The organism is Paenibacillus montaniterrae, from assembly GCF_018403185.1.
Classification (GTDB): Bacteria; Bacillota; Bacilli; order Paenibacillales; family Paenibacillaceae; genus Pristimantibacillus; species Pristimantibacillus montaniterrae.
In genome coordinates, this window is sequence record NZ_BOSE01000015.1 from 1 (window position 1) to 24578 (window position 24578).

Consider the following 24578-nt stretch of genomic DNA (forward strand, 5'->3'; position numbering starts at 1 on the left):
AAAAGGTATCCTTCACAATTATTTAGGCGATTTTTATTTGTCAAGTATTTTTTTGAATGATAACTGTTCATCTATTAAAGTCTTGCTCTTACAATTGTTGGGGCGAACTGCATAAGTCCTGTATATGTTATATACGGCATACACTCAGCAATTGTTTCACATCCGCGTAGGATGGGACACGCACTCGAGTCGCACCAGCTGGCTGGACGGCTAATGCTTTCAATTCACGCATCCGCGTAGAGTGCGACGCTTTTCACCCTATCAACTGCATTCCCCACTAGGAGCACTTTCAATCCACGCACTCGTATAGAGTGCGACAATGAGGTAATTCTGAATTCCTCACATTCCGTTGCCTCTTTCAATCCACGCACTCTACGTGAGTGCGACTTTAACGCAGTAATTCAAGGTACCGGCGCCGACATTCTCTTTCAATCCACGCACTCTACGTGAGTGCGACTATCTGCAACGTTGGACGCCAGCGAAGCGATGGCTCTTTCAATCCACGCACTCTACGTGAGTGCGACAGCCCGCATATTTAGCCCTTGTACAGCAAGCATTTGCAAGCGCTTTAGTGCGGATCGGTTTAAATGTACCATATCTCAGGGGTGATTTCACCCTAAAATTGCTGAAAAACCTTATTTTATGCGAGGTGCGGATCTCCCAGGGATTTTATGTGAGCTTCCGCTCCGCACCAGACCACAATGCGAAAAAGCTTTCAGTTTCCATTTGATTAGCGACCGAAAGTATTATCTGCTTATTTAATCCTTTATTGATGAGCTGGCTCTGTTGCAAAGACTAGTGGACTTTCAACCTTTGCACGCGCTTAGTATTCAGTTCGCGTACTGCCGGATTCGTCTTTGCCAGAGCGCTTTCCATCCGCGCAGGATGCGACTGCAGGGAGCGGTAGGGGCATGGCTGCAATGGCTGCTTTCAATCCACGCATCCGTGTAGGATGCGACCGATAATCTGAAAAGGTTGCTAGGTCTTGAGAATGTTCTTTCAATCCACGCATCCGTGTAGGATGCGACAGCCCACACATTTAGCCCTTGCGCAGTAAGCATTTGCAAGCGCTTTAGTGCGGATCGGTTTAAATGTACCATATTTCAGGGGGAATTTCACCCCGAAATTGCCGAAAAGCCTTATTTATGCGAGGTGCGGATCTCCCGGGGATTTTATGTGAGCTTCCGATCCGCACCAGTCCGAAATGTAAAAAGGCTTTCAGTCTCCATTGGTTAGCAACCAAAAAAAGCATTATCTGCTCATTTAATCTTTTATTGACGAACTGACTCTGTTGCAAAGACAAGGACTGATGGACTTTCAATCCAGGCATGCGCTTAGTATGCAGTTCACAAACTGCAAGTTTCGTCTTTACCATAGCACTTTCAATTCACGCACTCGTATAGAGTGCGACTACATCTCGACGACAGCGGGCGCGATATACAACTCTCTTTCAATCCACGCACTCGCGTAGAGTGCGACCAAATATGAAACGCTTGGAATCGGCACAAATTACTCTTTCAATCCACGCACTCGCGTAGAGTGCGACTGAAGTAATTGGCTAACATCAATGCAACATTCGATCTTTCAATCCACGCACTCGCGTAGAGTGCGACGCCCGCATATTTAGCCCTTGCACAGCAAGCATTTGCAAACGCTTTAGTGCGGATCGGTTTAAATGTACCATATTTTAGGGGAGTTTTCACCCTAAAATTTCCGAAAAGCCTTATTTTATGCGGGGTGCGGATCTCCCAGGTTTTTTATGTGAGCTTCCGATCCGCACCAGTCTGCAATACAAAAGGCTTTCAGTCCCATTTGATTAGCGACCGAAAGCCTACTTTCTCTCTCTTATTGACTAGTTGAATCTATATCATGGGGATGCGACATCAGAGGTCGCGGCATGTTGCGCAGTAAGTTCTGCTTTCAATCCACGCATCCGCGTAGGATGCGACGTGTTAGGCTCGGCAGTATTTGTCTTTGTGGAGCTTTCAATCCACGCATCCGCGTAGGATGCGACACCGCCGCAGTTGCAACAAGGCAACGGGCGCTAGGAGCTTTCAATCCACGCATCCGCGTAGGATGCGACACCGCCGCAGTTGCAACAAGGCAACGGGCGCTAGGAGCTTTCAATCCACGTATCAGCATAGGATGCGACAGCCTACACATTTCTCTTACACAGCAAGCATTTGCAAGCGCTTTAGTGCGGATCGATTTAAATGTACCACATTTTAGGGGGAATTTCACCCTGAAATTGCCGAAAACCCTTATTTTATGCGAGGTGCGGATCTCCCGGGGATTTTATGTGAGCTTCCGATCCGCACCAAGCCAGTGCGCATTTTATTATGAATCTATTCAGCAATCAATTGCTGCTTGTTAGTTTTTCTGTCTCGTCAGAAGCAGCAGTATAAATGAAATCGCAATGATCGCCCCCGTCCAGGCCCATGCCATCGTTGTGTTGCCGGCATCAACTGCTACAAATATAGCGGTAGGTATGGTCTGTGTCTTGCCTGGAATATTTCCTGCTATCATTAATGTGGCGCCGAATTCGCCAAGGCTGCGGGCAAAGCCGAGAATATAGGCGGAAACTAATGAGCGATAGGTCAAAGGAAGCGTGATGTACCAGAAAACCTGCCGTTCGTTGGCTCCACTGGAACGTGCGGCTTCCTGCAAATCTAGATATACTGAGGAAAAAGCAACCTTCATTGTTTGATAGACTAGCGGAAATGCCACCACGACCGCAGCGACAACGGCAGCCCACCAGGTGAATATGATCGGAGCGTCAAATAGCCATTCAATCCATTGCCCGAACCAGCTTTTTCGCCCCAATAGAACTAATAGTATAAAACCGATTACGGTTGGTGGAAGAACAAGCGGCAGCATAAGCAATGTTTCAAGAGCTGTTTTGCCTTTAAATGATTTTCGAGACATCCACCAGGCGACAGCCACGCCCAGCACCAGGACGATCAGACTCGATAGGATGGACACCTGCAAAGACAGCTTAATCGGCAACCAAAACTCATCCCAATTGATCATAACCGCATCAATCCAGTACGGAAAATCCGTGCTTTACAAAGACGTCCAGCGCTTCTTTGGTTTGCAAATATTGATAAAGCTCCTCCGCTTCCCTACTGTGCTTCGTCGCCTTTACAATTCCGATCGGATATTCCACCGGGGTATAGGTTTGCGGATCGAATGTGAACGCGATCCTTACTTTATCCGAGGTCAAGGCATCTGTTTTATAAACAAACCCTACATCTGCATTCCCTGTTTCTACATATTGAAGAATTTGTCTGACGTCCTTCCCCTGCACCATCTTGTCCTGCAAAGCATCCCAAAGCTTTGTGCTCGTCAACGCCTCCTTGGCATAGCCTCCAGCAGGCACGCTTTCAGGAATGCCAATTGCTATTTTCTTCACCTCAGGCTTGGACAAATCAGCAGTGCCTTCCATGGATAGTTGTCCATCTGCAGAAACGACGGCTACCACTTCATTGCCTAAAACAGCCTTTTGCTGACTTGCGTCAATTAGCTGTTCGTCAACGAGCGCCTGCATGTTCTTGGCTGCAGCAGAAAGGAATAGATCGGCTGGTGCTCCCTGCTCAATTTGCTGTTGCAATGCGCCAGATGCGCCAAAGTTAAAGTTTAATTTAATATGAGGAGTTATCGTTTCATAGGCCTGTTGAATTTCTTTAAGAGCATCGGTCATACTAGCTGCCGCAGATATGATCAATTCAACCGTCTCGCCGTCCTTCTGAGCTTGCTCATTCGTGCTGGATGCTTGCGAGCTGTTATTGCCGTCGCTCCCTGCTCCACAGCCTGCCAATGCCAGCATTAGCGCCGCTGCAACGACAACAATTGTACTAACCCTTATCTTTTTTAGCATTAATCTCCCTCCAAAACCTATATGTATTATAACTAGATATGATCATTATAGGGTTTCGCCAAACACTTTGTAAACTAAATATATCTATTTATATCTAAACACAATAAAACAATACCATTTCCAAATGAAAAACAAGAAAAAATGGAACAATGCAGCCGCTTCCCTCTATTGTGATATAATTAGCCTGAATACGATCTAACTTATATATCCAATCGGGAGGATTATGATATGTCCAATGACATGTCTTATACAACAGAAGAAATTGCCAAGCTTTTGAAAATATCCAAGCTCACGGTTTATGATTTGATAAAAAAAGGGGAGCTGCCCTCTTATCGTGTCGGCAAGCAAATGCGAGTGGACGCCGCTGATCTGGAGGCCTACAAGCAACGGACAAGAATGAGTGCAGCAGCAGTTCAGCCTGTTGAAGCTCAAGCAGCTGCAAGTGTCCATGCCACCGTAACAAGCGGAACAACTCGCTCCCTTGTCATTACCGGGCATGACCTTGCCCTCGATATTATGGCTAAGCATATGGAACAGACGATCACCGGCATTCGGCCGCTGCGCTCATTTGTTGGCAGTCTTGACAGCTTAATTTCCATGTATAAAGGGGAAGCAGATATTGTGAGCACCCATCTGCTGGACGGAGATACCGGTGAATACAATCTGCCTTATATTCGCAAGCTGCTCGTTGGCTCCTCTTATCTGGTTGTCAATCTGCTATCGAGAAATGCAGGCTTGTATGTTAAACAAGGAAATCCTTTACAGCTAAAGCAATGGTCCGACTTAAGTCGTCCGGGACTAAAGCTGGTCAATCGGGAGCAGGGATCAGGTGCGAGAGTACTGCTGGACGAGCAGCTTCGTCTGCATGGAATAAAATCAGAGCAGCTTGTGGGCTATAACAATATTCAATCCAATCATCTTGGCGTTGCTACCAAAGTTGCTTCCGGTGAAGCGGATGTTGGCGTAGGCATCGAAAAAGCGGCGACTATTGTCGGACAGGTTGAATTTATTCCTTTAATTCAGGAGCGCTATGATCTTGTAATGCTCAATACACCGAGCAACAGGAGCTGGATTCCTGCCCTTCTGCAAATATTGCAATCTGACAGCTTCAAAAAAGAGCTGCAATCGATTCCAGGGTATGATCTATCACGTACTGGCGAAATCCTGCTGGAAACCTAGACCTGCCTTGCTAATTAAGCCTTTTAGGCAACATTAAAAGCAGCCTGCGGATGAAGGGAGCTCCCTTTATCTGCAGGCTGCTGCTGTTCTATCCGTTCCAGCGTGTTAATAATTAAGCAGACGACCGTTATCATGCCACTGGCCATACATTTTATTTTCTTTCGTATTGGCGATAAACTTGTCTAGTCTGCTATTAAACAGCTGTGGATCTTGCTTAACACTTTGAATCGTGTCGATCCGCACTCTTTTATATAACTCGGGAAATGCCAAATAATGTTGATAAACCTGACTATCCTCCCTTAGCTTCTGCTCGATTACGGGGTCTATTTCAAATGAGTCCGGCTTCATATCAGGAAGCACCTTTCTCCCTGCATCCGTCATTAAGCCCAGCTTTTCAAGGCGGCGAACTCGTTCCTTGTTCAGCTCTGTCCATGAGCTTCTTTTGCTTCTTGGAGACAATCTTTGCGCCACTTGGTGTTCCGATATTTTCTTTTTAGTGCTGTCAATCCAGCCAAAGCATAAAGCCTCCTCGACCGCGTCCAAATACAGCAGCGTATCTGGCTCTGACTTCATGCTGATGATAACCCAGCAGCATTTCTCAGTCTTGCTATGCTTCTGCAACCATTCCCTTAGCTCACTTCTCGTTTTTACAGCAAGCAAATTTTCAATTTCCAACTTAAGCACCTCTCCCTTTCAAATCGATCTTTGCTTATTCCTTTATTATCTACATTATAAAGAAAAAACTATGACATCAGTCTGTCATACTTGTTAATAAGGTTTGACATCAGGATTGTCCCAATGTTATATTGTGCATATACAACATACACAATTTTAAGGAGGAGAGAACAGCATGTTGGCTTTGGAAATTAAAAATTTGAATAAAAAGTACGAGCATTTTGAGCTAAAAGACGTCTCTTTTCAACTGGAGAAGGGTTATATTATGGGATTTATCGGAGCCAATGGAGCAGGAAAAACAACGACTATCAAATCCATACTGAATTTGATTCATGTAGATAGCGGCGAAATTCATATCTTGGGCAAGAACATGGCTACTCACGAGCTCGAACTAAAGCAAGAAATTGGCTCTGCATTTGGCGACATCAACTTCTACACTCGCAGCAAAATCAAAAAGCTAACGAATGTGATCAAAGCATTTTATCATAATTGGGATGATCAAACCTATGCGAAGTATGTGAAAAAATTCAATTTAATTGAAGATAAAAAAATAGCCGAATTATCAACTGGGATGAGAGTAAAATACAGTCTGGCGCTTGCTTTGTCTCATGGTGCAAAGCTGCTTATTCTCGATGAACCAACGAGCGGACTTGATCCGGTTGCCAGAGACAATCTGCTGGATACGTTCCAAGAGCTGGTGAAGGACGGTGAAATCAGCATCCTGTTTTCAACTCATATTACATCTGACCTGGAAAAGTGTGCCGATTATATTACCTATATCCATAACGGACAAATCATCAATAGCTCTGAAAAGGAAGAGTTTATCGATACGTATCGTTTGTTGAATGGCAGTAACGATCAACTGGATCTAGTCAAGGACCAATTGATTTCCTACAAAACAAATTCTTTCGGCTTTACAGGCTTAATCCATACAAAGGACTTCGATCCGTCCTGGGGTGTGAAATCGACAGTACCGAATCTTGAGGAGATTATGATCTACTTTTCGAAAAAGGAGGAGAAGTATGTATAACTTATTAATAAAGGAACTGAAAATAGGCGTAAGTCCTTTCTTCTATATATTGCCCTTTTTAACAGGCGCTTTAATGTTGATCCCTGGCTGGCTTTATTTCCTCGTTATCCTATACTTTTGCTTCATTACAGTACCCAATATGTTAGGCGGATATAAAAGTCAGAACGATCTCATGTTTACTAGCGTACTGCCTGTAACGAAAGCAGACATCGTAAAATCAAAGGTTGCTTTTTTTGTTATATTGGAGCTGCTGCACATTGTTATCGCTGCTATCTTTGGCTTCATAAGTATTCGCTTGTATCCGGATTTGACCTACTTATTCTATTCGCCAACCCTCGGTTTTTGGGGATTATGTTTTGTGATGCTGGCAATCTTTAATATCATTTTAATCCCGATGTATTTCAAAACGGCGTATAAATACGGGGCTGCGACAATTGCCTCTACCACAGCTGCTATTCTGTTTGCTGGGAGTGCGGAATTGCTTGGCATACAAAACTCGTACGTATATGATCTTTTCAAAGGAACGGGTGCTCATAACTTAATCGTTCAACTATCTTTACTAGTTGCAGGAGTCGCAATATTTGCAATATTGACGATAATCGCTTATCATATAGCCAAAAAACGTTTCTTGAAAGTGGAAGTGTAATGAACATTGCTATTTCGAATACATCCGAAAAGCCAATCTACCAACAGCTCTATGAACAAATCAGCGCGCAAATTCTTAACGGCCAGCTGGAAAGCGGCTATCATTTGCCACCTATCCGACAAGCGGCCACCGAGCTAAGAGTCAGTATTATTACGGTCAAAAAAGCATGGGAAGAACTCGAACGACTTGGTTTGATCTACACCGTAACTGGCAAAGGATGTTTTGTCAACGATCTCTCGCCCAGCGACATGCTGCAAAAACGCAAAGAACTAATTGTCAAGCAAATGCTTATTGACACTTCGTATTACAAATCGTTCGGTCTTTCTTTAGAGGATGTCATTGAGCTGCTGAAGGAAGTGTATTAACCTGTTATTGCTGGTGGAAGATGCCTTCCACATATGTAAAGCACTTATTTATCATAATAGGGGGGCGTAATCGCCCCCCTAAACTAAAGCTTTCATATTCTCTAGTGCTTCCACTGCCGGAAGATCGAGGAAATTGCTTGGTTCGTCCATGAGCAAGATGTTATATTTTCCAAGCAGCAGCTTGGTTAGCTGTAATTTAATCATTTCACCGCCACTTCACTGCTTTCAAGCATAAACTCCATAATAGCTTACAATGAATAGTGCGCCCGGATAATGTTTTAGCTGACTGACCAAAAAGTCGTTTTATTTTAAGCTTCGGATTGACGGAATCAACGCACATAGAAGTGCAATTCCAAGAATACAAACGCCCGACAACATAAACCAGTTTTGAATACCGAGCTGATCTGCAAAGATACCAGACAAAATCAGCCCTATTGGCATTGAGAAGGACATAAGGCTGCCCATTAATCCAAATACGCGCCCCAAGTACTCCGGTTGAATTTTCTCTTGAATTAAAGCTGTCTGCACACCATTATAGAATGGACTTGAAAAGCCCATCAGCGCACTGCACACGACAAAGAAAAGGAATCCATTTATCGGCAATAAGCCCGAAATCAATAATGCAATCCCCATTAAAGAAATGGAGAAAATAATACTCAGCGAACGATTTTTAAAACCGCCCGAAACACCCAGCAACAATCCGCCAATTAATATTCCTGCTGCAAACACGATTTCTACAATGGAAGCATGGAATGTCGTTCCTCCAAAATAGCTCATACTCATTAACGGGAACAACGCACTAATAGGCATAAAAACAAGTGCGTATAACGTACCAATCCAAAGCAATGCAAACAATCCTTTTGTTTGTCGAAGTGCATTGTAGCCTTCTTTCGCTTCTGTGAAAAAGCTGCTTTTCTCACTTTCAGCTCGGTCCTTTTGCTTCGGGATATAAACGATTGCAACGGTAATACTAGCAATCAATGCACCAATTACATCAATGGCAATAATGGCGTTTAGGTCCCATGCTGCATATAGAAAGGCAGCAATTGCAGGACTTAGAATAAAGCTCGCCGATTGTATGGCTTGGGTATATCCGGCGCACTTTGTCAGTTGTTCCTCTGGAACCAGCAGCGGCGTCACTGCACCCAAAGCAGGTGTATGAAACGCCGTTCCTATGCTGCGAATAAATAAAACAATCATCACGACCCATATCGGCAGATCAGCAGTGAGAGAAATTATTGCCAAAATAACACCTGCAGCTGCTATGACAAGGTCCGCGCCAATCATCACCCATTTCCGATTCCAACGGTCAACCCATACACCGATTATGGCACCGAGAACGGCCTGAGGTAAAAAACCTACCATCGTTGCCATCGAAAGCACTAAAGCAGATCCTGTAGTATCAGTTAGATACCAAATAATCGCCATTTGCAAGACAGAACTCGTAATCAACGAAACCGCTTGACCGGCCCATATTGTAAAGAAACTTCGTTTCCAATTTTGTTGTATCATGTTCGTCACTCCGTATTTTTTATTTGAAAAATTGTTTTTAGGCAATAAAAAATACAGATCCATGCCCACATTGTGAGCTTGGATCTGCATCTATCACGAGTGAGAACACGTCGAAACAAGGGTAGCATTAAGAAATGCTATCCCAATCGAAATCTATGCCCTGCACATACGTAAAGATAAGCAGCTCAAAAAAGCCCACAGTCTGTGGAAAAATCCGCTTTTTATTGCCTGCTTATCGAATACGCATGGAATGTAACATAGATCGTGCCTCCTTATTAATATGTTTCAGAATAACATCTCATTATTTATACTGTCAACCTGCTGCCAGCGATTCACTCTCTACGCACATCACGTAATACATCAGTACCTTTCGACGATCTTGGCCAAATAAGGCTCTCCTTCGTCTATCAAGTTCCGCTCCCCTTCGCTCCATTTATTGCGATTGTTGTCCACTCGTAAAAAGGCGTCCATCACCCGGGGATCCTTAGAGGTTACACGACTCACCATCGTATTCCACTCCTGTCCAAGCTCCTTGGCCAGCTCTGATTCTAAAGGCACATGCGAAGCATGATAGGCCGCAGCGTACAACACAAGTCGTCTAAATTCGTTATAGAAATCAAGCATTTCTTCTTTCGTTCTGAATAACTCTTGAAAAATACTATAATCTTCTTCCGGGAAATCATAGTTGCTCCAGTGGTCAATTTGATCGCGCTCCAGCGTGTTCATCAAATAAGCCAGAAGCTCCCAAGGAATTTCGTAGCCAGCCGACCGCAACTTATTACATACCTCTATACCATGTATTTTCGCTTTAATCCCCTCAAGCTGCCGATGAAGATGAATGCTTTGTGTGCTTAGCATTTCCCCGATATCGTTTGGCGCTTGCTTCATCTTAGTGCGAATTTGTTCCAAAGAGAATCCGACGCTTTTATAAAAGTTGATTTGCATAAGCTGTCTCAGATGATGCTCATGATACAAGCGATGCCCTTTCGTATTTTTGTCAGCTATCAGAATTCCTTCATTGTCATAATATTGAAGAGTTCTTCTGGAAACTCCGCTTAAGTTGGCAAGCTCTTTAACGGAATAAGTTTTCATGGCGCAAGCTCCTAGTTCCTAGTCCATAGGCGTAATGAATTGTTGGATGGCGTCCGCGAGTTCCTCCGGGTATTCCCCGTTAATCGCATGGGAGGCCTCTTCAAACACAACTACTTCACTGTTTTCATGTGACAACGATTCTTCAGCAACGGCAGCAGCCTTTTCAGGATGATGCATCGTCGATTTGCCCGCTATAATGGCAAGTACGGGAATATTGATTCCATTCAACTGACTCTCCTTGATTTGCTGAGGCATCGGAAGTTTGCTTTTAAACGTTCTCATGCCTGTTTCAATCAATTTGGCTGTAGGCTCATTCTCGTCAATTTCTGCCTCGCCTGAGATATAACTCAACATTCGATCTCTTATCGATTTAGGAATGATCGGAACCGAAGCAGGAATGGAAAGCAAAACCATTTTTAACGGTATGGCGTCAAACACATAGACCGGATCCACCAGAATAAGCGATGCAATCTGCGGAATCTCCTCATGAACCACCAGATTCACCGCACTCCATCCTCCGAAAGATAATCCTAACAGATGAATTTTAGGTTCGTCCAAGGCAATGATCAATTCCTTAAGCCAAACGGCCTGATCCTGCACATTTTCAATTCTTGCCGTCTCCACACTCATCCCGGGTTCTCCAAGCAGATCGATCGTGTAAACAGGACGATCTTTAAGCCAACTATCCAGATTTGGTTCCCACATTGGCGTGGAAGCCGATTTCCCTGGCAGAAGCAGCAGAGGAGCACGATCCGTCATCGACTCCCCCTCAAATTTGTAAACCTTGACCTCACCAAATGTTGTGGAAATCTGCCTTTCTTCCACAAGCTCAGGCAAATGTGACATCGCTTCGTTATAAGCCTCGATATATTCCGCTTTCCCCTGCTGATCCACGAAAGAAGAAACGGATCCGTCATCATAAAATAACGCAACGCCTGCCGCCCCGACAAGTATAATAAAAATGAACAGCCACCATCTTTTCTTTTTCAGCATCTTCTTCATCATATCGTCCTCCCCAACTAAAAGTAAACTCAGTCTAACCTATTACGTAACGCAATACGCAAGGGGGGGAGGACTGTGGTTGGTACGCAAGGAGAGTTTGCTCTTTGATGGGTGCCGTCAGGAATAAGACGCATTGGGCAACGGTACTCGGTGTGGAGGCTGGCCGTCGTGGCAAGGTCTTGCAGTTTTACCGAGCCTCAGTTAAATCAATATGTTTATACTTTGCCCCAGATTGCGCAGACGAATTACTTTTTGGTCAATCAATTAGATTTTGCTTTAAAGATTTCAGGCAATCCATCATGACAGATTCATAGTGTACCCCTAGAAATAATTGAATGATTGCTGTGACAAAACCTGTACGGTCCTTACCTCCAGTACAATGGATTAAGGCAGGAACATTACCAGCATCGGACAGCAGGAAAATAATCTCTCTGATTTTATCCTGGCTACCGAACGCCATATGATGATACATATCTTTCATCATTTGTTCAAAGTTCAAATTCCCACTGTTATAAACAAGAAATGTTATATTTCTCGATAAAAACTTGATGGATACCTGTTTGACAAAGAGTACGTTCATCGTTACTATTGTAAATGACTTATTAGTTTTACACAAAACTTTAAAGTATGCTGTTGTCAGAGTCCTTTCGTCCTTGCCTCATGTGTTATAAGTTTTATTGTTCTCCAAACATTCCGATCCATTTTAGCGGAGGCCATGGTTTATTTAAGTAACTTTGAGCAACTGGCTGATTTCAATTATAAAAGAAACGACCGTAGTCGTTAAACATAGGAGGAACTTTCTTGAGATTCGGAGAAATCGTTATCATTATTTTCATTATCGTATTAGCATTAGCCACCATTTGGGGACAAAAGACAAAAAAAAGATGGCTGATTTACTCGTTAATCGCTCTATACGCCGTAACGCTCGTACAGATTATCGTGGGGGATTTCCGTTGGCAAATGACACCTTGTTATGCGGCTTCGGTAATACTTACGATTAGTATCATTTTCAGAAAACAAGATAGACAACAACGCTCCAGAAGCAGGAAATATTTCATAGCCTCGTTATGGACCACCATGTTGATTCTCTACACGTCAGTCATGGTCGCACTACCTGTCCTGCTGCCTGTGTTTACCTTAAATCAACCTCAGGGTCCTTATTCTGTAGGAACAACACTATATCACTTTGTTGACAATGAACGGCCTGATGAATACTCTGCCGATTCAACGGATCACCGCGAGCTGATGGTGCAGCTCTGGTATCCTTCCGAGCAAGAATCAACAGAGGAAACCGTACCTTACATTCGCGATGTATCTGCTATTACGCAAGGTCTGGAACAAGCGCTGTCATTCCCGGCTTGGACGCTAAGCCATCTGGGTCTTGTTAAGACTCATGCTTATAGCAATATTCAACTGTCTTCAAAAGAGCAAAAATATCCGGTCTTGATTTTCTCTCATGGTATGACGGGCTTTCGCGGTCAGAATACCTTCCAGGTTGAAGAGCTGGCCAGTTATGGCTATATCGTTGTAGGAATCGACCATCCCTACGATGCGGCTGCAACGGTCTACCCGGACGGCCGAGAAATTTTAATAAAAATGCCTAGCCCTTCAGGTTTTGAAGCGCTGGATAGACACATGTCACTATGGACCGAAGATGTATCCTTTATTTTGGATCAACTTGAACAGTTGAATAAACAAGATGACCAGGAACTTTTTACCGGCCGTCTTGATTTAGACCGAATCGGAATGTTTGGACATTCTTACGGCGGAGCCACAGCCGCCCAGATGCTGCTGAAGGATTCCCGTATCAAGGCCGCTATCAATATGGATGGAACCCTATATGGAGACCCTATGCCCAGCACCGGACTGACTAAACCATATCTACAGATGAACGGTGAAAAAAGCATCGATAAATCGGAATTCGACAATAAGCTGGATCAAGCAATAGCTCAGAGTGGTAAAACAAAAGAGGAGTACGAAGAATTCTGGGAAGAAACGGTGAGAAGACGGACGAATGCTCTACAAGGAGGCGGATATACAATGACGATACCGCATACTTCCCATATGAGTTTTACGGACTTCCATCTATTTTCCCCGTTATTGCCTAACCAGGGAGAAGATCCAAGATTGGTTCAACGTATTATTAATGAGGTAAGTGTTGCTTTTTTTGATCAGTATCTCAAAGGTGCCCTAAATAATGAAATGGATCGACTCTCGGAAAAATATCCGGATATTGAGTTGGTACATGATTGAGCGATCATTTAAAAATCCTGAATTAGTTCCTCGAATAACGATATTATGTAAATAAATATAACCTGATTCTGTTTCATGTCGAATTTGGCTTTATGTATAAATCGTTTAGGAGGCCGTACTATGAGCTTGTTAAAAGAAAAAATATTACAATCGGCCATTCGTTTATTTGCTGAAAAAGGATACCAAGCTACGTCGATTCAAGATATCGCAGATGATTGCAGCATCGCAAAAGGGTCAATCTATAAATACTATGACTCCAAAGAAGAATTGTATATCAGTATTCTGGAGAAGCGGCAGCAAGATATGATTGATGCTGTGGAGAAAATTCGTGAAAGAAAATTGCCAAGTAGGGAAACATTTCTTGAGGAGATCGCTTATCAGTTGGAATTTTTCTTAAATCATGGATATTATATTTCGCGTGATTACAACGAACTCCCACCGGCAAACAGTGATAAAATCGGAGCTGTCATTCATCAACTCCAATTGAATATGTTCCGGTATTACCAAGATATCTTAATCCGTCATTATGGAAATGCGATATCCGAATGGAAATGGGATGCTACAGCCATATTTAATGGTTTGATTCGAGAGTATACCTTTCATCTATTGTTTGGATTCAAACCACTTGCTCAAAAGGAATTAACTGTTTTTATTGCTGAACGAATGGATGATTTTGTAGAGGGACTGGCACAACGTCCTCCCCGTCCCCTGCTCACCGATGAACTTATGAAGGAATATTCCATGATTAATTTAGAAGCACTCACGCATACACAAAAGTTACGGCGAGCCGCATTAATGGATATGATCGAATCGATAATCCCGGATCTATCGATTACGAATAGCAGAAAAAAAGACTTGGCTGAGGTAGTGGTAATGCTGCGGGAAGAGTTCACCAAAGAACGCCCAAGGAACTTTTTAATCCAAGCGCTGTTACGTGATCTATCATCTGAGAATGAGCTGCGCTTTTACACAAGTCAAATTCAGCCAAAAACAATATAGCCTTACCTTCACCAAATCGAGTAGGCCTATGCGCTTGCGTATAGGTCTAACTCACAGATCCGAGCATGCGGGTCGTCGCATCCAAGAACGTTTATCAGTTTCAATTATGACCATAATAGCACTGATAAGTCGGCTAGTCTTCTATGCCTCAAAGCAAATGGGAGGAAATTGTTGAAGAGTAAATCAAAAAAATGCATATTGAAGAAAAACTAATAACATACGAAATTCGGCAAATGTGTGGTATATTCAGAAGCCTGCCCGGCTCCTACTCTAAGGTTCATTTCTTCCTAGCATTCTTAGATGAAAACACGTTCACCTGAGTTAATGGGAGAGCGATCAAGGCAATCAAAAACACTTGTATGCTAATTAAAGGAGAGCCTTGGGACATGTCCAAATCCTGACTGTAGGCTAACCAAGCCAACTTGACGAAGACCTTTAGCGGTAGATTCAGATGTCGTGCTTGTTCGTTTAAAGAAGATGCTTCGAAGCACTTCCACACCCTTCGCACGGACTGAACCCCGGGATTCGCCTCCTTTAGGGCTCGACCAAAATCAAAAAACACGCCTTCAATTGGCGCGTTTAACATTTATGTTTGGTGGAGCCTAGGGGGATCGAACCCCTGACCTCATCGCTGCCAGCGATGCGCTCTCCCAGCTGAGCTAAGGCCCCGAATTATTTGTGACTTTCATATTATAGCAAATCTTTTTGCATTTGCGAAGTACATATTTGCAAATCCATTGATCAGACTCTTGAGGAAAATAAGAATCTGAATAGCAAGCTGTAAATTTAGTCCATATATGCCGATATAACTTAAGACAGTTATATATTACTTTAACAAGAAAGGATGTTCGATATGAATTTTTCAGTGGCAAGCTCAAATAGTGGTCAAAACTCCAAGTCAAGGCTGGACCAGCTCTTGCAAATCCAGCAAAGTGGTGGATCTCCAGCTGAAAGAAGAGCTTTGCTTAGAGCGTTGCAGCAAGAAATGGAAGGGGAACGCGTAAATCAGTTGATGGTTAGTATACCAAAGGTTAAAGCAGAGCCCGCCAAGCAGGAGGATAAAGAAGAAACTAATGAAGACGGGGATATTGTACAAATTTCTCAAGCTGCTCAGCAGCAATATGAAAACAGTGAAAGCAGTGCATCAACTGAGTCAGCAAGCTCTTCCTCTCCTTCCACAAGCTCAGGCTCTTCTGAGTCCAGCTCCTAAAACTTAAATAAGCTTTGGTGAAGCAGCAAGAGGTTGACCGGCAAGCTATGTTTGCATAGGTTTCCTCTTGCTGCTTCACAGAGTGCTTATAGATCAGCCTGCAGCCCGTTGATTTTTAGCTGATCGCTAAGCATGCAGGCTGCTCACTCACTTTCGTCCCATTAACCTGGGTTTACCTCCCATTAACGACGCTTCGTCTCGTTAAGTCGGAATTGCCCCATTAGCTGCTGCAAAAACGCCGCGATGGACTCCACATATTGCGAGGTTTGCTGCACATGCAAAAAGTCCTGCTTTAATTGGGAAACCTGCTCCTCTGCCTCGGAAGATAGCTTGCGGTTGCCCATGCTAACTGCTGTAATATTTTCCATCAGCAGGACGACCTCATCTACAATTTTCGCTTTCTGATCATCACCTTCATTGGCTTGGCGCAGCAATTGCGACGCTGCCGCCACGAGCTGCTCTCCCTCGGACACGACCCGATTGCCCTCAGCCATCGAATGCTGTGCATTGACGGCTCCCGCATAAATTTGCTCGATGATCGCTTGAATTTGCGCCACGGATTGCTGGGTGCTCTCGGAAAGCTTGCGAATTTCAGAAGCAACGACTGCGAAGCCCTTACCATGCTCACCTACTCGCGCAGCTTCAATCGAGGCGTTCAGCGCCAGCAGATGGGTTTGCGAGGAGATGCCTTCTATAATGTGCAGCACGCCTTCAATGCTCCTTGTTGTTTCAACAAAGGTGTTAATCGTTTGATTCGTAGTGGATACCTGCACGGCAATATTCGACATTTTGCCGCCGATTTTCTCTACTTCTTCTCTGGCAACAGCAATTTGCTGAGCGGCATGCTGCTCAAGCTGCTGCAATGTTTCCTTCATATCGCCGACTACATCCTTGGCTGCGTCCAAATCCTGCAGCTGCTTGCGAATGCCGCCCAGCATTTTCTCTACGCGGTTGCTTACCCGCTGAGTTGTTTTGGCAGTCGTGCCCGTTGATTCATGCAGCTCGGTCTGATTCATACGCACATCATCCGCTGCCTGCTTAACCTGGATCATAATGCCTTCCTGCGAGTCGATAAAATTGTTGAGCCATTTTGCTTGGTCGCCTACTTCATCTCCTGCAAAAGCATCTGTCTTCAAGCGCTGCGTCAAATCTCCCTTGCCTTCCGCATTACGGCGAATAAATCGGTTTATTTCCCACAAGCGCTCACTCATCGGCTTTGTAACTTTCGCATTTATGAGAAGTGCAATCACGATAATAAGCGGCACATTGACGGCAGCGGTAACGCCAGCGATTGCAGCAGGCGAAGCAAGCCCAAACAAACTGCTGAGCCCTGCCGCCAGCGCTGACAGCACCCCCATCATCATGAGCAATGGGACAAGCAGTCTGGTCATGCGCCAGCTAATGCCGCGATTGCGGTAAACCTCCTCAAGATCCCCCTCGCACATCATCCCCCATAGATCAGGACAATGCGGCAATTGAAAGGTAATTCCCTTACCGATAACGGGAATATGGCGGTAGTCCGAATAGCCCGGAAATGCCACAAATAAATTACTGCCGTTGCGGATTGTATTGGCTACCCCGGGATGCAATTCGCCCGTGGCAGGATCGGTAAACATAATTTCCAGCTCGGTATGCTTCTCTACCTTGACGATCCCCCAATCTGTAGGAATACCAGCCTTCAAATTATCTCCATGGGCAAAGGTCTGATCCTCAAAACGGCTGCGCGACAAGGCTGTGCCAGGCAAAATATGCGTGTTCAAAAGCGGTTTAGCCATAAAAATGTAGTTATCGCCTGAATCAGGGTAAATATGGCCTGATTCGCGCTGAATCAAATCTCCCACGACATCGCCAGGCACTCGGCCGCAGAGCAGCCCAATGCGTTCGCCATGTACAGTTATCGGAGCAATAAACAGCAGCGTCATTTCATCGTGAAAGGATGAGGTGCTCGGGCCAATTTCCAAGGTTAGCGGGTCGGCATAAGGACCAAACAAGCATTTTTGCCCTGCCTGTTGCTGATTGGCATAGGCCAACCCTTTTGCTATAACGCTATCCTGCTGATACCGCTTGCCATAATGTGCGGCATAGGTTGAGGCTACCACTTCATTTTCAAGGTTAAGCACGAATAGCTCAGAAAAATCAGCAGCACGCGCGCGTACTGTCTCGAATACCTGCTCCCAGCGATCCCGTGCAATAGTGTTCGATTGTTCAAGCTCAGGCTGCATCTGCCCTAATATTCGATCCAAATAGCTCCAATACAGCTCGGCCCATTCCTGCAGCAGCTCTTTTCGCGTTTGGGCGATGCCCTCGAAAATATCGCTCACATCATCATGTGTGTGTCGATTCAAGCGCCAGGAAATCCAAAGCGGAAATCCCTTCTTCCATCCTAGCCAATCAAACATAAGCATCCCCACCTATATAATATTACATTTAATGACATTTTTCCTACGACAAATTATACAGCAACGTCCTATTCTTGTCGATTTCACATGGGATAATTGTACTAATAAGATAAATTTTTATGATCATAACACAAAACGTTACATCTACTTTCATTATTATGTTATGAAGTGATCAATGATCATTGATTCGCTAGCAGATCGTTTAAGCGAATTTGTGCAGCTTTTCCGTGGCAGGGCAGCTGCTCGTAGCTGCTCATCTCTTGAATGAGCGGATTTAGCTGCTGCAGCGCTTCCTTGCTCAGCCTGCCGATGGTGGAATGCTTCACCATATCCTTGCAGGTAATGCCCGAGAAAGCTTTCGCATAATGATTGGTCGGTAAAACCGCCGTAATGCCGATGCCATAATTGGCTGCTGAAAACGGCGTATAGGCGCCAAGTAGAATCTCGCCTGCATGCCGTATGCGTGCTAACACGTCGCTTTCTGTTGCTGGTTTCGCTGCAATCATTAAATGCTCTGGCGCCACCCAGTTTATAAGCTCGCATGCGGTCTCTATGCAATCTGCCACCACAATTGCTCCTTTGCCCGAAGGACTAAAAACTTGCTTCAAATATTGCTGCCGTTTGTTGTCAACCCTTTCAACCAGCCGCCAAAGCTGCTGCTCTACCTCAACCGCGAGCTCCTCTGAGGTGGTAACTAGTATCGACGAGGAATCCGGTCCATGCTCTGCTTCATTGATCAAATCATAAGCCAGCTGCAGCGGATTGACTGATGCATCCGCAAAAATCATGCTCTCTGTTGGACCGATGCCTAGTACGCTTTTTTTGCCATAGGTCATTGCTACGCTCATTGCAGCAGCAATGCCTCCTGGCCCCGGTCCATAAATCCCGTCAACCTCACTAATAGAGGCTGTTCCCTGAGCAAATGCCGCAATAATTGCCACACCGTTGCCAATGACAAATTGGTCCGCCCCCGCAAGCCTTGCTGCCGCGATTGTTCCAACATCTCCGGAACCATCCGACGATGGCGGCATGCCAACAACAATTTGCTTCACACCTGCAACCTTGGCTGCCGTAACCAGCATAATAGCAGTGGAAAGCAGCGGTCCTTTTCGCGCAGGAATCCAGATGCCAACCGAATCAAGCGCTGAAACATGCTCGCCGATTACTGTGCCTGGCCTAATTTGCCGCTCCCACGTTTTAGGCAGCAGCTCAACATTGACAGCTCGCACATTTTCAATCGCTTGCTCGATAGCAGCTCTCAGTGACGGAGACAAAGCAGCAACATATGCATCAGCCTCCCCTTGAGATAGAAGCAGCTGCTCAAGCTCGACCTGATCATACTCCTGCGTAAAGGCTTTAACGGCCTCGTCGCCATATTCTGCTACCTTGTCGAAAATATCTAGCACGCCACTCAACACCTTGCGATCAAAAAGTGTTTTGTGAGACTTGAAGCGTTCATAAAGCAGTTCCTTTTGTTTTGGGATTTCGAATACAATACTTGAATACTGCATCTTGATTACCTCCAATTTTTTAATGAGTTTAAAGCAAAAAGAGCCATGCAGGTACAAAAATACCTGCATGACTCTAATAAGCAAGGTCCGCAGGTACAACGCCAATAAGCGTTTGCATCTACGGACATACCGCAATACAAACGCCTAAAAATGATGATGGTTATAGGATTTTACAGTTTTGTTGTTGAAACGAATCATCGCAATTCCTCCTCAACCATGCTTGCATCTATTATAGATTTCTCCACGCATGTTGTAAACGACTTCCAGAAATATATTTTACTGTCCACAACTAGTACGATGAAGACCCTAGTTTTATTTTCTCAATCGGTTATCATTAAAGTATCACTCTATGACTGGGGGACATGAAATGAACGATATGCATTCCTTTGGCACTAGCAAATTTATAGCCTTGCAAGATGGACGCAAGCTTCATTATATGGAAAAAGGCTCGGGCAATCCTACAGTAGTGTTTGAATCCGGGCTTGGATTTTCTCGCTCAACCTGGGGCTTGGTGCAGCCTGTCGTTAGCGAGCGAGTACGAGCTGTCGTATATGATCGAGCTGGCACAGGCCGGAGCGAGCCCGATCCTGCTCCAAGAACCCTCCGCGCTATGGCAGGCGATTTGAATGCGTTGCTGACCGCATTAGGTCCAGGTCCTTTCGTATTGGTTGGACATAGCTGGGGAGGAGCCATTGTGCGCGCAGCGGCGGCAGCTTCTCCAGAGCGGATTCGCGGCATTGTACTCGTTGATCAGTCCGATGAGCATTGCGAGCTATATTTTTCTTATGCCTCGAAAATGCAGTTCTCTTCTTCCCGCTATCTAATTCCGATGTTAGCACATACCCGGCTTTATCGAGCTGTCGGCGGCAAGCCTGGCAGCGTACAGCCGGCAGATGTGACAGCCGATCATCACAAAGAGGATTTTACTGTTCAAGCCGCTCGCACTGCAGCTGCCGAAACTGCTCAATTCCTTACGGAGCTGAAGCTGCTAAAGGAGCAGCCTCCTGAGCTTGGTTCAATCGAAGTATGTGTCATCTCGGGAACGAAAACGACATGGCTGGAGCGAAAAATCCGACCATCCGTAGTTGCCGCTCATCAACAAACCGTCGCTCGCCTGAAAAACGCTCGCTGGGTGGAAGCTCCGCAATCTGGACATCTCATTCCATACAGCGAGCCAGACGTTATTATAAAAGAGATTTTTACTATGCTCGAATGACCTCTGTAGGCTTCTGTCGAGAATTATAAAACGCCTGATCGAAGCGTCGCATTAATGCCTCGAGCGGACCGTTGCGAAGCCGTGCAATTAGCCAGCCTGTTAACAGCGTCACAGCTGCAACGAGCAGGTCACCAAAGGGAATTCCACCCAGACCTGGCTCGATTCCAGCTAGTTGAAGCCCCCATATCACGACGAACTGGGCAGCGTACATTGTGAGCGCCACTCGTCCAACTGCTGCGAAAGGCTGGAGCACGAAGGTCGATAATCGCGATACAAGGCAAATTAATCCAAGTGCCAGCAATGCAGCTCCCAGCCCCAGCATCGTCTGAAACGTTGACGCGCTATGAGGAGCTGTCCAGAATAGCATATGCCAAAGCGGCGGATCTACATTGAACGGCCAAATTGCATACGGATCAGGCGGAGTGTAGGCCGTTCCTTGGACGCTCACCAGCCATTCTTCGAAGGAACGGCTCAGTTCAGGAAGCACAAAAGCTTCCAGCAGCTTGCTGACAGCAAGCAGAATCGCACCACTCCCAATTAGAACGAGTGCGGTACGCAGCTTGGTCAAATCGATACGACCAAGCGCCATTCCAGCAACAAAAGCAGGAGCAAGCGCAAGTGCAGACATCGGACCACCTGCGATATCGCGAAGCAGAAACGCTCCTGAAAGATAGCTGCCTCCAAGAAGCATAAGCGGCGGACTTATGATGAGCAACGCCGCTGCAGTTATCGTGAGCACACGCGTCGAGCAGCGCACAAGCAGCAATGCCAGCACGAATAGCCCCGCATAGGCCGGCAAAATAACGCCAAACGGAGTATTCAGCATAATAAGCAAATAACCAACAATATCAATAAACAGAGCACGCGCCAGCATTCTTGTTCGGAATGACTTTTCCTCTGCAGCTTCCTCCTTGTTTCGCTCCATCATGCGCTTTGCCATAATAGAGTAGGAAATACCGCCGCATAGCACAAACAGCAATGTTGTGTTTCCTGAGACAATCGAAGCATTCGTCTCATTCAGCGCAAAGTGCTGCAAATACATGCCGACAACAGCCAACCCTCGCGCAGCATCAAGCGCAACAAGACGGCCTGCCCCCGACATTTTCCTCTGTGAGCGTTGTATAACATTGATTGACAACTTTATTCCTCCTAATAGCTTACACATACAATTTCCATCGTTTCCTCTCTGTCAACGAGCGATGGTTTGCTGTTTCTACTATAGCGGTCAGATGTCACTAAAGTTTGTGAAAGCTGTAAACAAGTCGTAAAATATGCCATTTAAATTTCAGGAATAATCCTTTTTAAAAGCAAAAAAACCGCCCATAAATGTGACGATTTTCTGAACTATTATAAATTACAACCTATATTATACCATACTTTAATCAATTTGTCAAGTAGTGTTTATTGTATCTCACCATGTTATAACTAGCAATGAGGTGATACAAGATGGCAAATACAAGCTTAACCGCTCTTGTTAGCGCTTTTGCAAGAGCATACCATGCGGAGCACTACGAGACTGCTATTTTTAAGGACTCGCTTGCCAAGCAGGTGATGACGGAACAGGAATACGACGCTATTTCCAGCAATATGTGCAGAGCCATTCAATTTTTCCAGCCTGACTTTTCCGGCTCACAGCAGGACGCATTGCGTTATGTTGTAAACAATCAACTATCTCCATCTCCTTTAGGGAGAGCCGCATTTACAGAGCGGGCGCTGCAGCAGGCAGCAGTGCTTGGTGCTAGACAATATTTAATACTGGCGGCAGGCTATGATACGTTTGCTTATCGTCAGCCGACTTGGGCCGAGCAGCTCCACATCTTTGAAATCGACCACCCTGATACGGCAGCAGACAAGCAAAGTCGAATTTCCAGGCTGCAATGGGATGCCCCTGCAAACCTGCAGCTGATTGCCGCTGATTTCAATGACAGCAGCTGGACACAAAAGCTGCTTGCTAACAGCTATTACAGTGCATCGACTCGCAGCTTTGCCAGCTTGCTTGGCATTAGCTACTACTTAACGAAGGAAGCATTTAGAGAGCTGCTAACAGCGTTAGCTCATATTATGCCTGCTGGAAGCAGTATTGTGTTTGACTACCCGGATGAGCTGACCTTTACGCCTCAGGCTGGAAGCAGAGCGCAAAAGCAGGTGATGATGGCGGCAAGCGCAGGAGAGCCGATGCAGGCCAGCTATGCCTACTTGGAGCTGGAGTCGGTGTTGGAGCAAGCAGGCTGGCTCATCTATGAGCATTTAACACCAGCGGAAATTACCGATCAGCTATTCCAGCATTATAATCAAAGCAATCCGCAGCATCCGATTACGGCGTTCGACAATGTAAATTATTGCTTGGCGGTGAAACGGTAAGCGCGCTGCGTTTTAAAGCTGAAGACGTTTTTCACTCAAGATGCTTATGCTGGTACTCTTTCCAATTATCAATATCAGGATCTGAAGCACCTATCTGAATTAGCCCTTCGCCTTTTACAAGCTTGTAATCGTAAGTAACTTGCGGCTCGTCGGCAAACACAACCTCTGCTGTCCATCGCGATAGCTTTTTCAGCCTTGCTTTTACTGTTAATATGTCAGACTTTTCATAGTTCTTTTGTTCGGTCAAATAAGCGTACGTTCGCTTTTCCAAATCAGTTAGTTGAAAATTAATATAAGCTATTGCAAACACGATGCCTAGAATAATAAGCAATCCTGTAATACTAATTCCTATTGAAATTTTTTTCAGCATTTGATTCACACCTTTACGGTTTTTGAGAAACATGAATTTTGGATATTACTCCCATTTTAACATAAGTTGAACGTAGTTAACTATAGGTATATTTAGGCTGGAACAGAGAACACTCACAAAATCAGTTTTGATTTTCTCTGTTTATTGTTAGAACTAAATCGTTAGGCTTAATGCAAATTAATACGGACTTAGAATAAAAACATACAATATATTGGTTTAGTCATATTATCACTAAAATAAGAAACGGATTGCCTTAATCGGCAATCCGAGTTCTTCTATTTTTCAAATGTAACTACTGTATCGAATTCATTAGAATCCCTAATATCGTTAGGATATATCCATGCCTGATCATTATATTGTAACCCTTGACCAGTAATATCTGTCACCATACCTGAACCATAAAAATATGCTTGCCAAATAAACTTTGAACAATAATTTTCATCAAAATCTATTAAATTTATATTCAGTACCGTGTAGGTATCTATAAGGTCATAGATTATTTCAGCAAATTCTGCAGCTGACTCTGGATCAATATTGTTAGATCTGAGTATTTGAAACTCATCACCATCATCAAACAAATTAAAGTAACTGTTGACTGTATCTCTTCTTTTTCCGTCTGAATCAGGATATGCATGATAAATATATCCATCTGTTCCAACTATCGCTACATGCCCTGCAAAGAAGGTAGACTTGCCTTTAGGGGAATATATAACATCTCCAACTTCAACGTCTATATTTGTTCCAGGATAGTCTGCAGCAGATGTAATAGGAGAAAATGTTAAAAATAGAATACCTACAAATAATAGCATAAATACGTCTTTCATTAACTTCATAAAACCACTCCTCATTTCAGTTATTACTGGCCAGCTTGTACAGCATAT

22 protein-coding genes and 1 tRNA gene are annotated in these 24578 nt (G+C 44.6%); 9 read left to right on the forward strand and 14 right to left on the reverse strand.

Going from position 1 to position 24578, the window contains the following annotated elements; all coding sequences use genetic code 11:
* Window positions 1-2370: 2370 nt before the first annotated feature.
* On the reverse strand, window positions 2371-3030 hold the full coding sequence (gene modB, locus KJS52_RS25300) for a molybdate ABC transporter permease subunit (protein ID WP_213520128.1): 660 nt from the start codon (window positions 3028-3030) through the stop codon (window positions 2371-2373).
* 7 nt (window positions 3031-3037) lie between these two features.
* A complete protein-coding gene (modA, locus tag KJS52_RS25305) occupies window positions 3038-3877 on the reverse strand; it encodes a molybdate ABC transporter substrate-binding protein (protein WP_213520130.1) in 840 nt (279 codons plus the stop codon).
* A gap of 228 nt (window positions 3878-4105) precedes the next feature.
* On the opposite strand from modA, the gene KJS52_RS25310 reads away from it, so the two are divergent.
* Window positions 4106-5056, forward strand: a complete 951-nt coding sequence (locus tag KJS52_RS25310; RefSeq protein ID WP_213520132.1) for a substrate-binding domain-containing protein — start codon at window positions 4106-4108, stop codon at window positions 5054-5056.
* Between the two features lie 105 nt (window positions 5057-5161).
* On the opposite strand, the gene KJS52_RS25315 is transcribed toward KJS52_RS25310, so the two are convergent.
* The gene (locus tag KJS52_RS25315; protein ID WP_213520134.1) at window positions 5162-5731 is read right to left on the reverse strand and encodes a YdeI/OmpD-associated family protein; all 570 of its coding nucleotides are present in this window, start codon (window positions 5729-5731) and stop codon (window positions 5162-5164) included.
* A gap of 175 nt (window positions 5732-5906) precedes the next feature.
* On the opposite strand from KJS52_RS25315, the gene KJS52_RS25320 reads away from it, so the two are divergent.
* From KJS52_RS25320 to KJS52_RS25330, 3 genes are read left to right on the forward strand one after another with little or no spacing between them, the layout of a single operon-like run.
* Window positions 5907-6761, forward strand: a complete 855-nt coding sequence (locus tag KJS52_RS25320; RefSeq protein ID WP_213520136.1) for an ABC transporter ATP-binding protein — start codon at window positions 5907-5909, stop codon at window positions 6759-6761.
* The gene (locus KJS52_RS25325) at window positions 6754-7407 is read left to right on the forward strand and encodes an ABC-2 transporter permease (RefSeq protein ID WP_213520138.1); all 654 of its coding nucleotides are present in this window, start codon (window positions 6754-6756) and stop codon (window positions 7405-7407) included. The genes KJS52_RS25320 and KJS52_RS25325 overlap by 8 nt, the downstream gene beginning before the upstream one ends.
* On the forward strand, window positions 7407-7772 hold the full coding sequence (locus KJS52_RS25330; protein ID WP_213520140.1) for a GntR family transcriptional regulator: 366 nt from the start codon (window positions 7407-7409) through the stop codon (window positions 7770-7772). The genes KJS52_RS25325 and KJS52_RS25330 overlap by 1 nt, the downstream gene beginning before the upstream one ends.
* A 78-nt stretch (window positions 7773-7850) precedes the next feature.
* On the opposite strand, the gene KJS52_RS27820 is transcribed toward KJS52_RS25330, so the two are convergent.
* The 5 genes from KJS52_RS27820 to KJS52_RS25350 form a co-directional block, all read right to left on the reverse strand.
* Window positions 7851-7976, reverse strand: a complete 126-nt coding sequence (locus KJS52_RS27820; protein ID WP_281425704.1) for a P-loop NTPase family protein — start codon at window positions 7974-7976, stop codon at window positions 7851-7853.
* A gap of 99 nt (window positions 7977-8075) precedes the next feature.
* Window positions 8076-9284: a Mef(A)/Tet(V) family efflux MFS transporter gene (locus KJS52_RS25335; RefSeq protein WP_213520270.1), complete on the reverse strand. Its 1209-nt coding sequence runs from the start codon at window positions 9282-9284 to the stop codon at window positions 8076-8078.
* A 360-nt stretch (window positions 9285-9644) separates the two neighbouring features.
* A complete protein-coding gene (locus KJS52_RS25340; RefSeq protein ID WP_213520142.1) occupies window positions 9645-10376 on the reverse strand; it encodes a MerR family transcriptional regulator in 732 nt (243 codons plus the stop codon).
* Between the two features lie 18 nt (window positions 10377-10394).
* Window positions 10395-11378 (reverse strand): alpha/beta fold hydrolase, encoded by a 984-nt coding sequence (locus KJS52_RS25345; protein ID WP_306433603.1) that lies wholly within the window; start codon window positions 11376-11378, stop codon window positions 10395-10397.
* A 256-nt stretch (window positions 11379-11634) separates the two neighbouring features.
* Window positions 11635-11877, reverse strand: coding sequence for a tyrosine-protein phosphatase (locus tag KJS52_RS25350; protein ID WP_246563942.1), 243 nt, complete (start codon window positions 11875-11877; stop codon window positions 11635-11637).
* 302 nt (window positions 11878-12179) lie between these two features.
* Between KJS52_RS25350 and KJS52_RS25355 the strand changes: the two genes are divergently transcribed.
* Together KJS52_RS25355 and KJS52_RS25360 are read left to right on the forward strand one after the other, a co-directional pair.
* Complete coding sequence (locus tag KJS52_RS25355) at window positions 12180-13631, forward strand: alpha/beta hydrolase family protein (protein WP_213520146.1); 1452 nt, start codon at window positions 12180-12182, stop codon at window positions 13629-13631.
* 120 nt (window positions 13632-13751) lie between these two features.
* A complete protein-coding gene (locus KJS52_RS25360) occupies window positions 13752-14630 on the forward strand; it encodes a TetR/AcrR family transcriptional regulator (protein ID WP_213520148.1) in 879 nt (292 codons plus the stop codon).
* A gap of 593 nt (window positions 14631-15223) precedes the next feature.
* Here the strand turns inward: KJS52_RS25360 and KJS52_RS25365 are convergent.
* Window positions 15224-15299 (reverse strand) — tRNA-Ala (locus tag KJS52_RS25365).
* Window positions 15300-15483: 184 nt separating this feature from the next.
* Here KJS52_RS25365 and KJS52_RS25370 point away from each other — a divergent pair.
* Window positions 15484-15840 carry a hypothetical protein gene (locus KJS52_RS25370; protein ID WP_213520150.1) on the forward strand — a complete coding sequence of 119 codons (357 nt, stop codon included), beginning with the start codon at window positions 15484-15486 and terminating at the stop codon, window positions 15838-15840.
* 182 nt (window positions 15841-16022) lie between these two features.
* On the opposite strand, the gene KJS52_RS25375 is transcribed toward KJS52_RS25370, so the two are convergent.
* Window positions 16023-18239: a methyl-accepting chemotaxis protein gene (locus KJS52_RS25375; protein WP_213520152.1), complete on the reverse strand. Its 2217-nt coding sequence runs from the start codon at window positions 18237-18239 to the stop codon at window positions 16023-16025.
* 179 nt (window positions 18240-18418) lie between these two features.
* Window positions 18419-19750 carry a histidinol dehydrogenase gene (gene hisD / locus KJS52_RS25380; RefSeq protein ID WP_213520154.1) on the reverse strand — a complete coding sequence of 444 codons (1332 nt, stop codon included), beginning with the start codon at window positions 19748-19750 and terminating at the stop codon, window positions 18419-18421.
* A 367-nt stretch (window positions 19751-20117) separates the two neighbouring features.
* Between hisD and KJS52_RS25385 the strand changes: the two genes are divergently transcribed.
* On the forward strand, window positions 20118-20966 hold the full coding sequence (locus tag KJS52_RS25385) for an alpha/beta fold hydrolase (RefSeq protein ID WP_213520156.1): 849 nt from the start codon (window positions 20118-20120) through the stop codon (window positions 20964-20966).
* On the opposite strand, the gene KJS52_RS25390 is transcribed toward KJS52_RS25385, so the two are convergent.
* Window positions 20953-22068 carry a DUF418 domain-containing protein gene (locus tag KJS52_RS25390; protein WP_246563947.1) on the reverse strand — a complete coding sequence of 372 codons (1116 nt, stop codon included), beginning with the start codon at window positions 22066-22068 and terminating at the stop codon, window positions 20953-20955. The genes KJS52_RS25385 and KJS52_RS25390 overlap by 14 nt on opposite strands.
* A 344-nt stretch (window positions 22069-22412) precedes the next feature.
* On the opposite strand from KJS52_RS25390, the gene KJS52_RS25395 reads away from it, so the two are divergent.
* A complete protein-coding gene (locus tag KJS52_RS25395) occupies window positions 22413-23327 on the forward strand; it encodes a class I SAM-dependent methyltransferase (RefSeq protein WP_213520160.1) in 915 nt (304 codons plus the stop codon).
* A 31-nt stretch (window positions 23328-23358) separates the two neighbouring features.
* Here KJS52_RS25395 and KJS52_RS25400 read toward each other — a convergent pair whose 3' ends face one another.
* Both KJS52_RS25400 and KJS52_RS25405 read right to left on the reverse strand, forming a co-directional pair.
* Entirely contained in the window at window positions 23359-23697 is a 339-nt protein-coding gene (locus KJS52_RS25400; protein WP_213520161.1) for a DUF3139 domain-containing protein, read from the reverse strand.
* A 275-nt stretch (window positions 23698-23972) separates the two neighbouring features.
* Entirely contained in the window at window positions 23973-24530 is a 558-nt protein-coding gene (locus KJS52_RS25405; RefSeq protein ID WP_213520163.1) for a hypothetical protein, read from the reverse strand.
* Window positions 24531-24578 lie beyond the last annotated feature (48 nt).

Coding starts and splice junctions, on each gene's coding strand:
- KJS52_RS25390 (WP_246563947.1), bottom strand. CDS start 22,068: ATGTCGGGGGCAGGCCGTCTTGTTGCGCTTGATGCTGCGCGAGGGTTG.
- modA (WP_213520130.1), bottom strand. CDS start 3,877: ATGCTAAAAAAGATAAGGGTTAGTACAATTGTTGTCGTTGCAGCGGCG.
- KJS52_RS25400 (WP_213520161.1), bottom strand. CDS start 23,697: ATGCTGAAAAAAATTTCAATAGGAATTAGTATTACAGGATTGCTTATT.
- hisD (WP_213520154.1), bottom strand. CDS start 19,750: ATGCAGTATTCAAGTATTGTATTCGAAATCCCAAAACAAAAGGAACTG.
- KJS52_RS25375 (WP_213520152.1), bottom strand. CDS start 18,239: ATGTTTGATTGGCTAGGATGGAAGAAGGGATTTCCGCTTTGGATTTCC.
- KJS52_RS25310 (WP_213520132.1), top strand. CDS start 4,106: ATGTCCAATGACATGTCTTATACAACAGAAGAAATTGCCAAGCTTTTG.
- KJS52_RS25360 (WP_213520148.1), top strand. CDS start 13,752: ATGAGCTTGTTAAAAGAAAAAATATTACAATCGGCCATTCGTTTATTT.
- KJS52_RS27820 (WP_281425704.1), bottom strand. CDS start 7,976: ATGATTAAATTACAGCTAACCAAGCTGCTGCTTGGAAAATATAACATC.
- KJS52_RS25340 (WP_213520142.1), bottom strand. CDS start 10,376: ATGAAAACTTATTCCGTTAAAGAGCTTGCCAACTTAAGCGGAGTTTCC.
- KJS52_RS25335 (WP_213520270.1), bottom strand. CDS start 9,284: ATGATACAACAAAATTGGAAACGAAGTTTCTTTACAATATGGGCCGGT.
- KJS52_RS25320 (WP_213520136.1), top strand. CDS start 5,907: ATGTTGGCTTTGGAAATTAAAAATTTGAATAAAAAGTACGAGCATTTT.
- modB (WP_213520128.1), bottom strand. CDS start 3,030: ATGATCAATTGGGATGAGTTTTGGTTGCCGATTAAGCTGTCTTTGCAG.
- KJS52_RS25345 (WP_306433603.1), bottom strand. CDS start 11,378: ATGAAGAAGATGCTGAAAAAGAAAAGATGGTGGCTGTTCATTTTTATT.
- KJS52_RS25330 (WP_213520140.1), top strand. CDS start 7,407: ATGAACATTGCTATTTCGAATACATCCGAAAAGCCAATCTACCAACAG.
- KJS52_RS25405 (WP_213520163.1), bottom strand. CDS start 24,530: ATGAAGTTAATGAAAGACGTATTTATGCTATTATTTGTAGGTATTCTA.
- KJS52_RS25325 (WP_213520138.1), top strand. CDS start 6,754: ATGTATAACTTATTAATAAAGGAACTGAAAATAGGCGTAAGTCCTTTC.
- KJS52_RS25385 (WP_213520156.1), top strand. CDS start 20,118: ATGAACGATATGCATTCCTTTGGCACTAGCAAATTTATAGCCTTGCAA.
- KJS52_RS25395 (WP_213520160.1), top strand. CDS start 22,413: ATGGCAAATACAAGCTTAACCGCTCTTGTTAGCGCTTTTGCAAGAGCA.
- KJS52_RS25370 (WP_213520150.1), top strand. CDS start 15,484: ATGAATTTTTCAGTGGCAAGCTCAAATAGTGGTCAAAACTCCAAGTCA.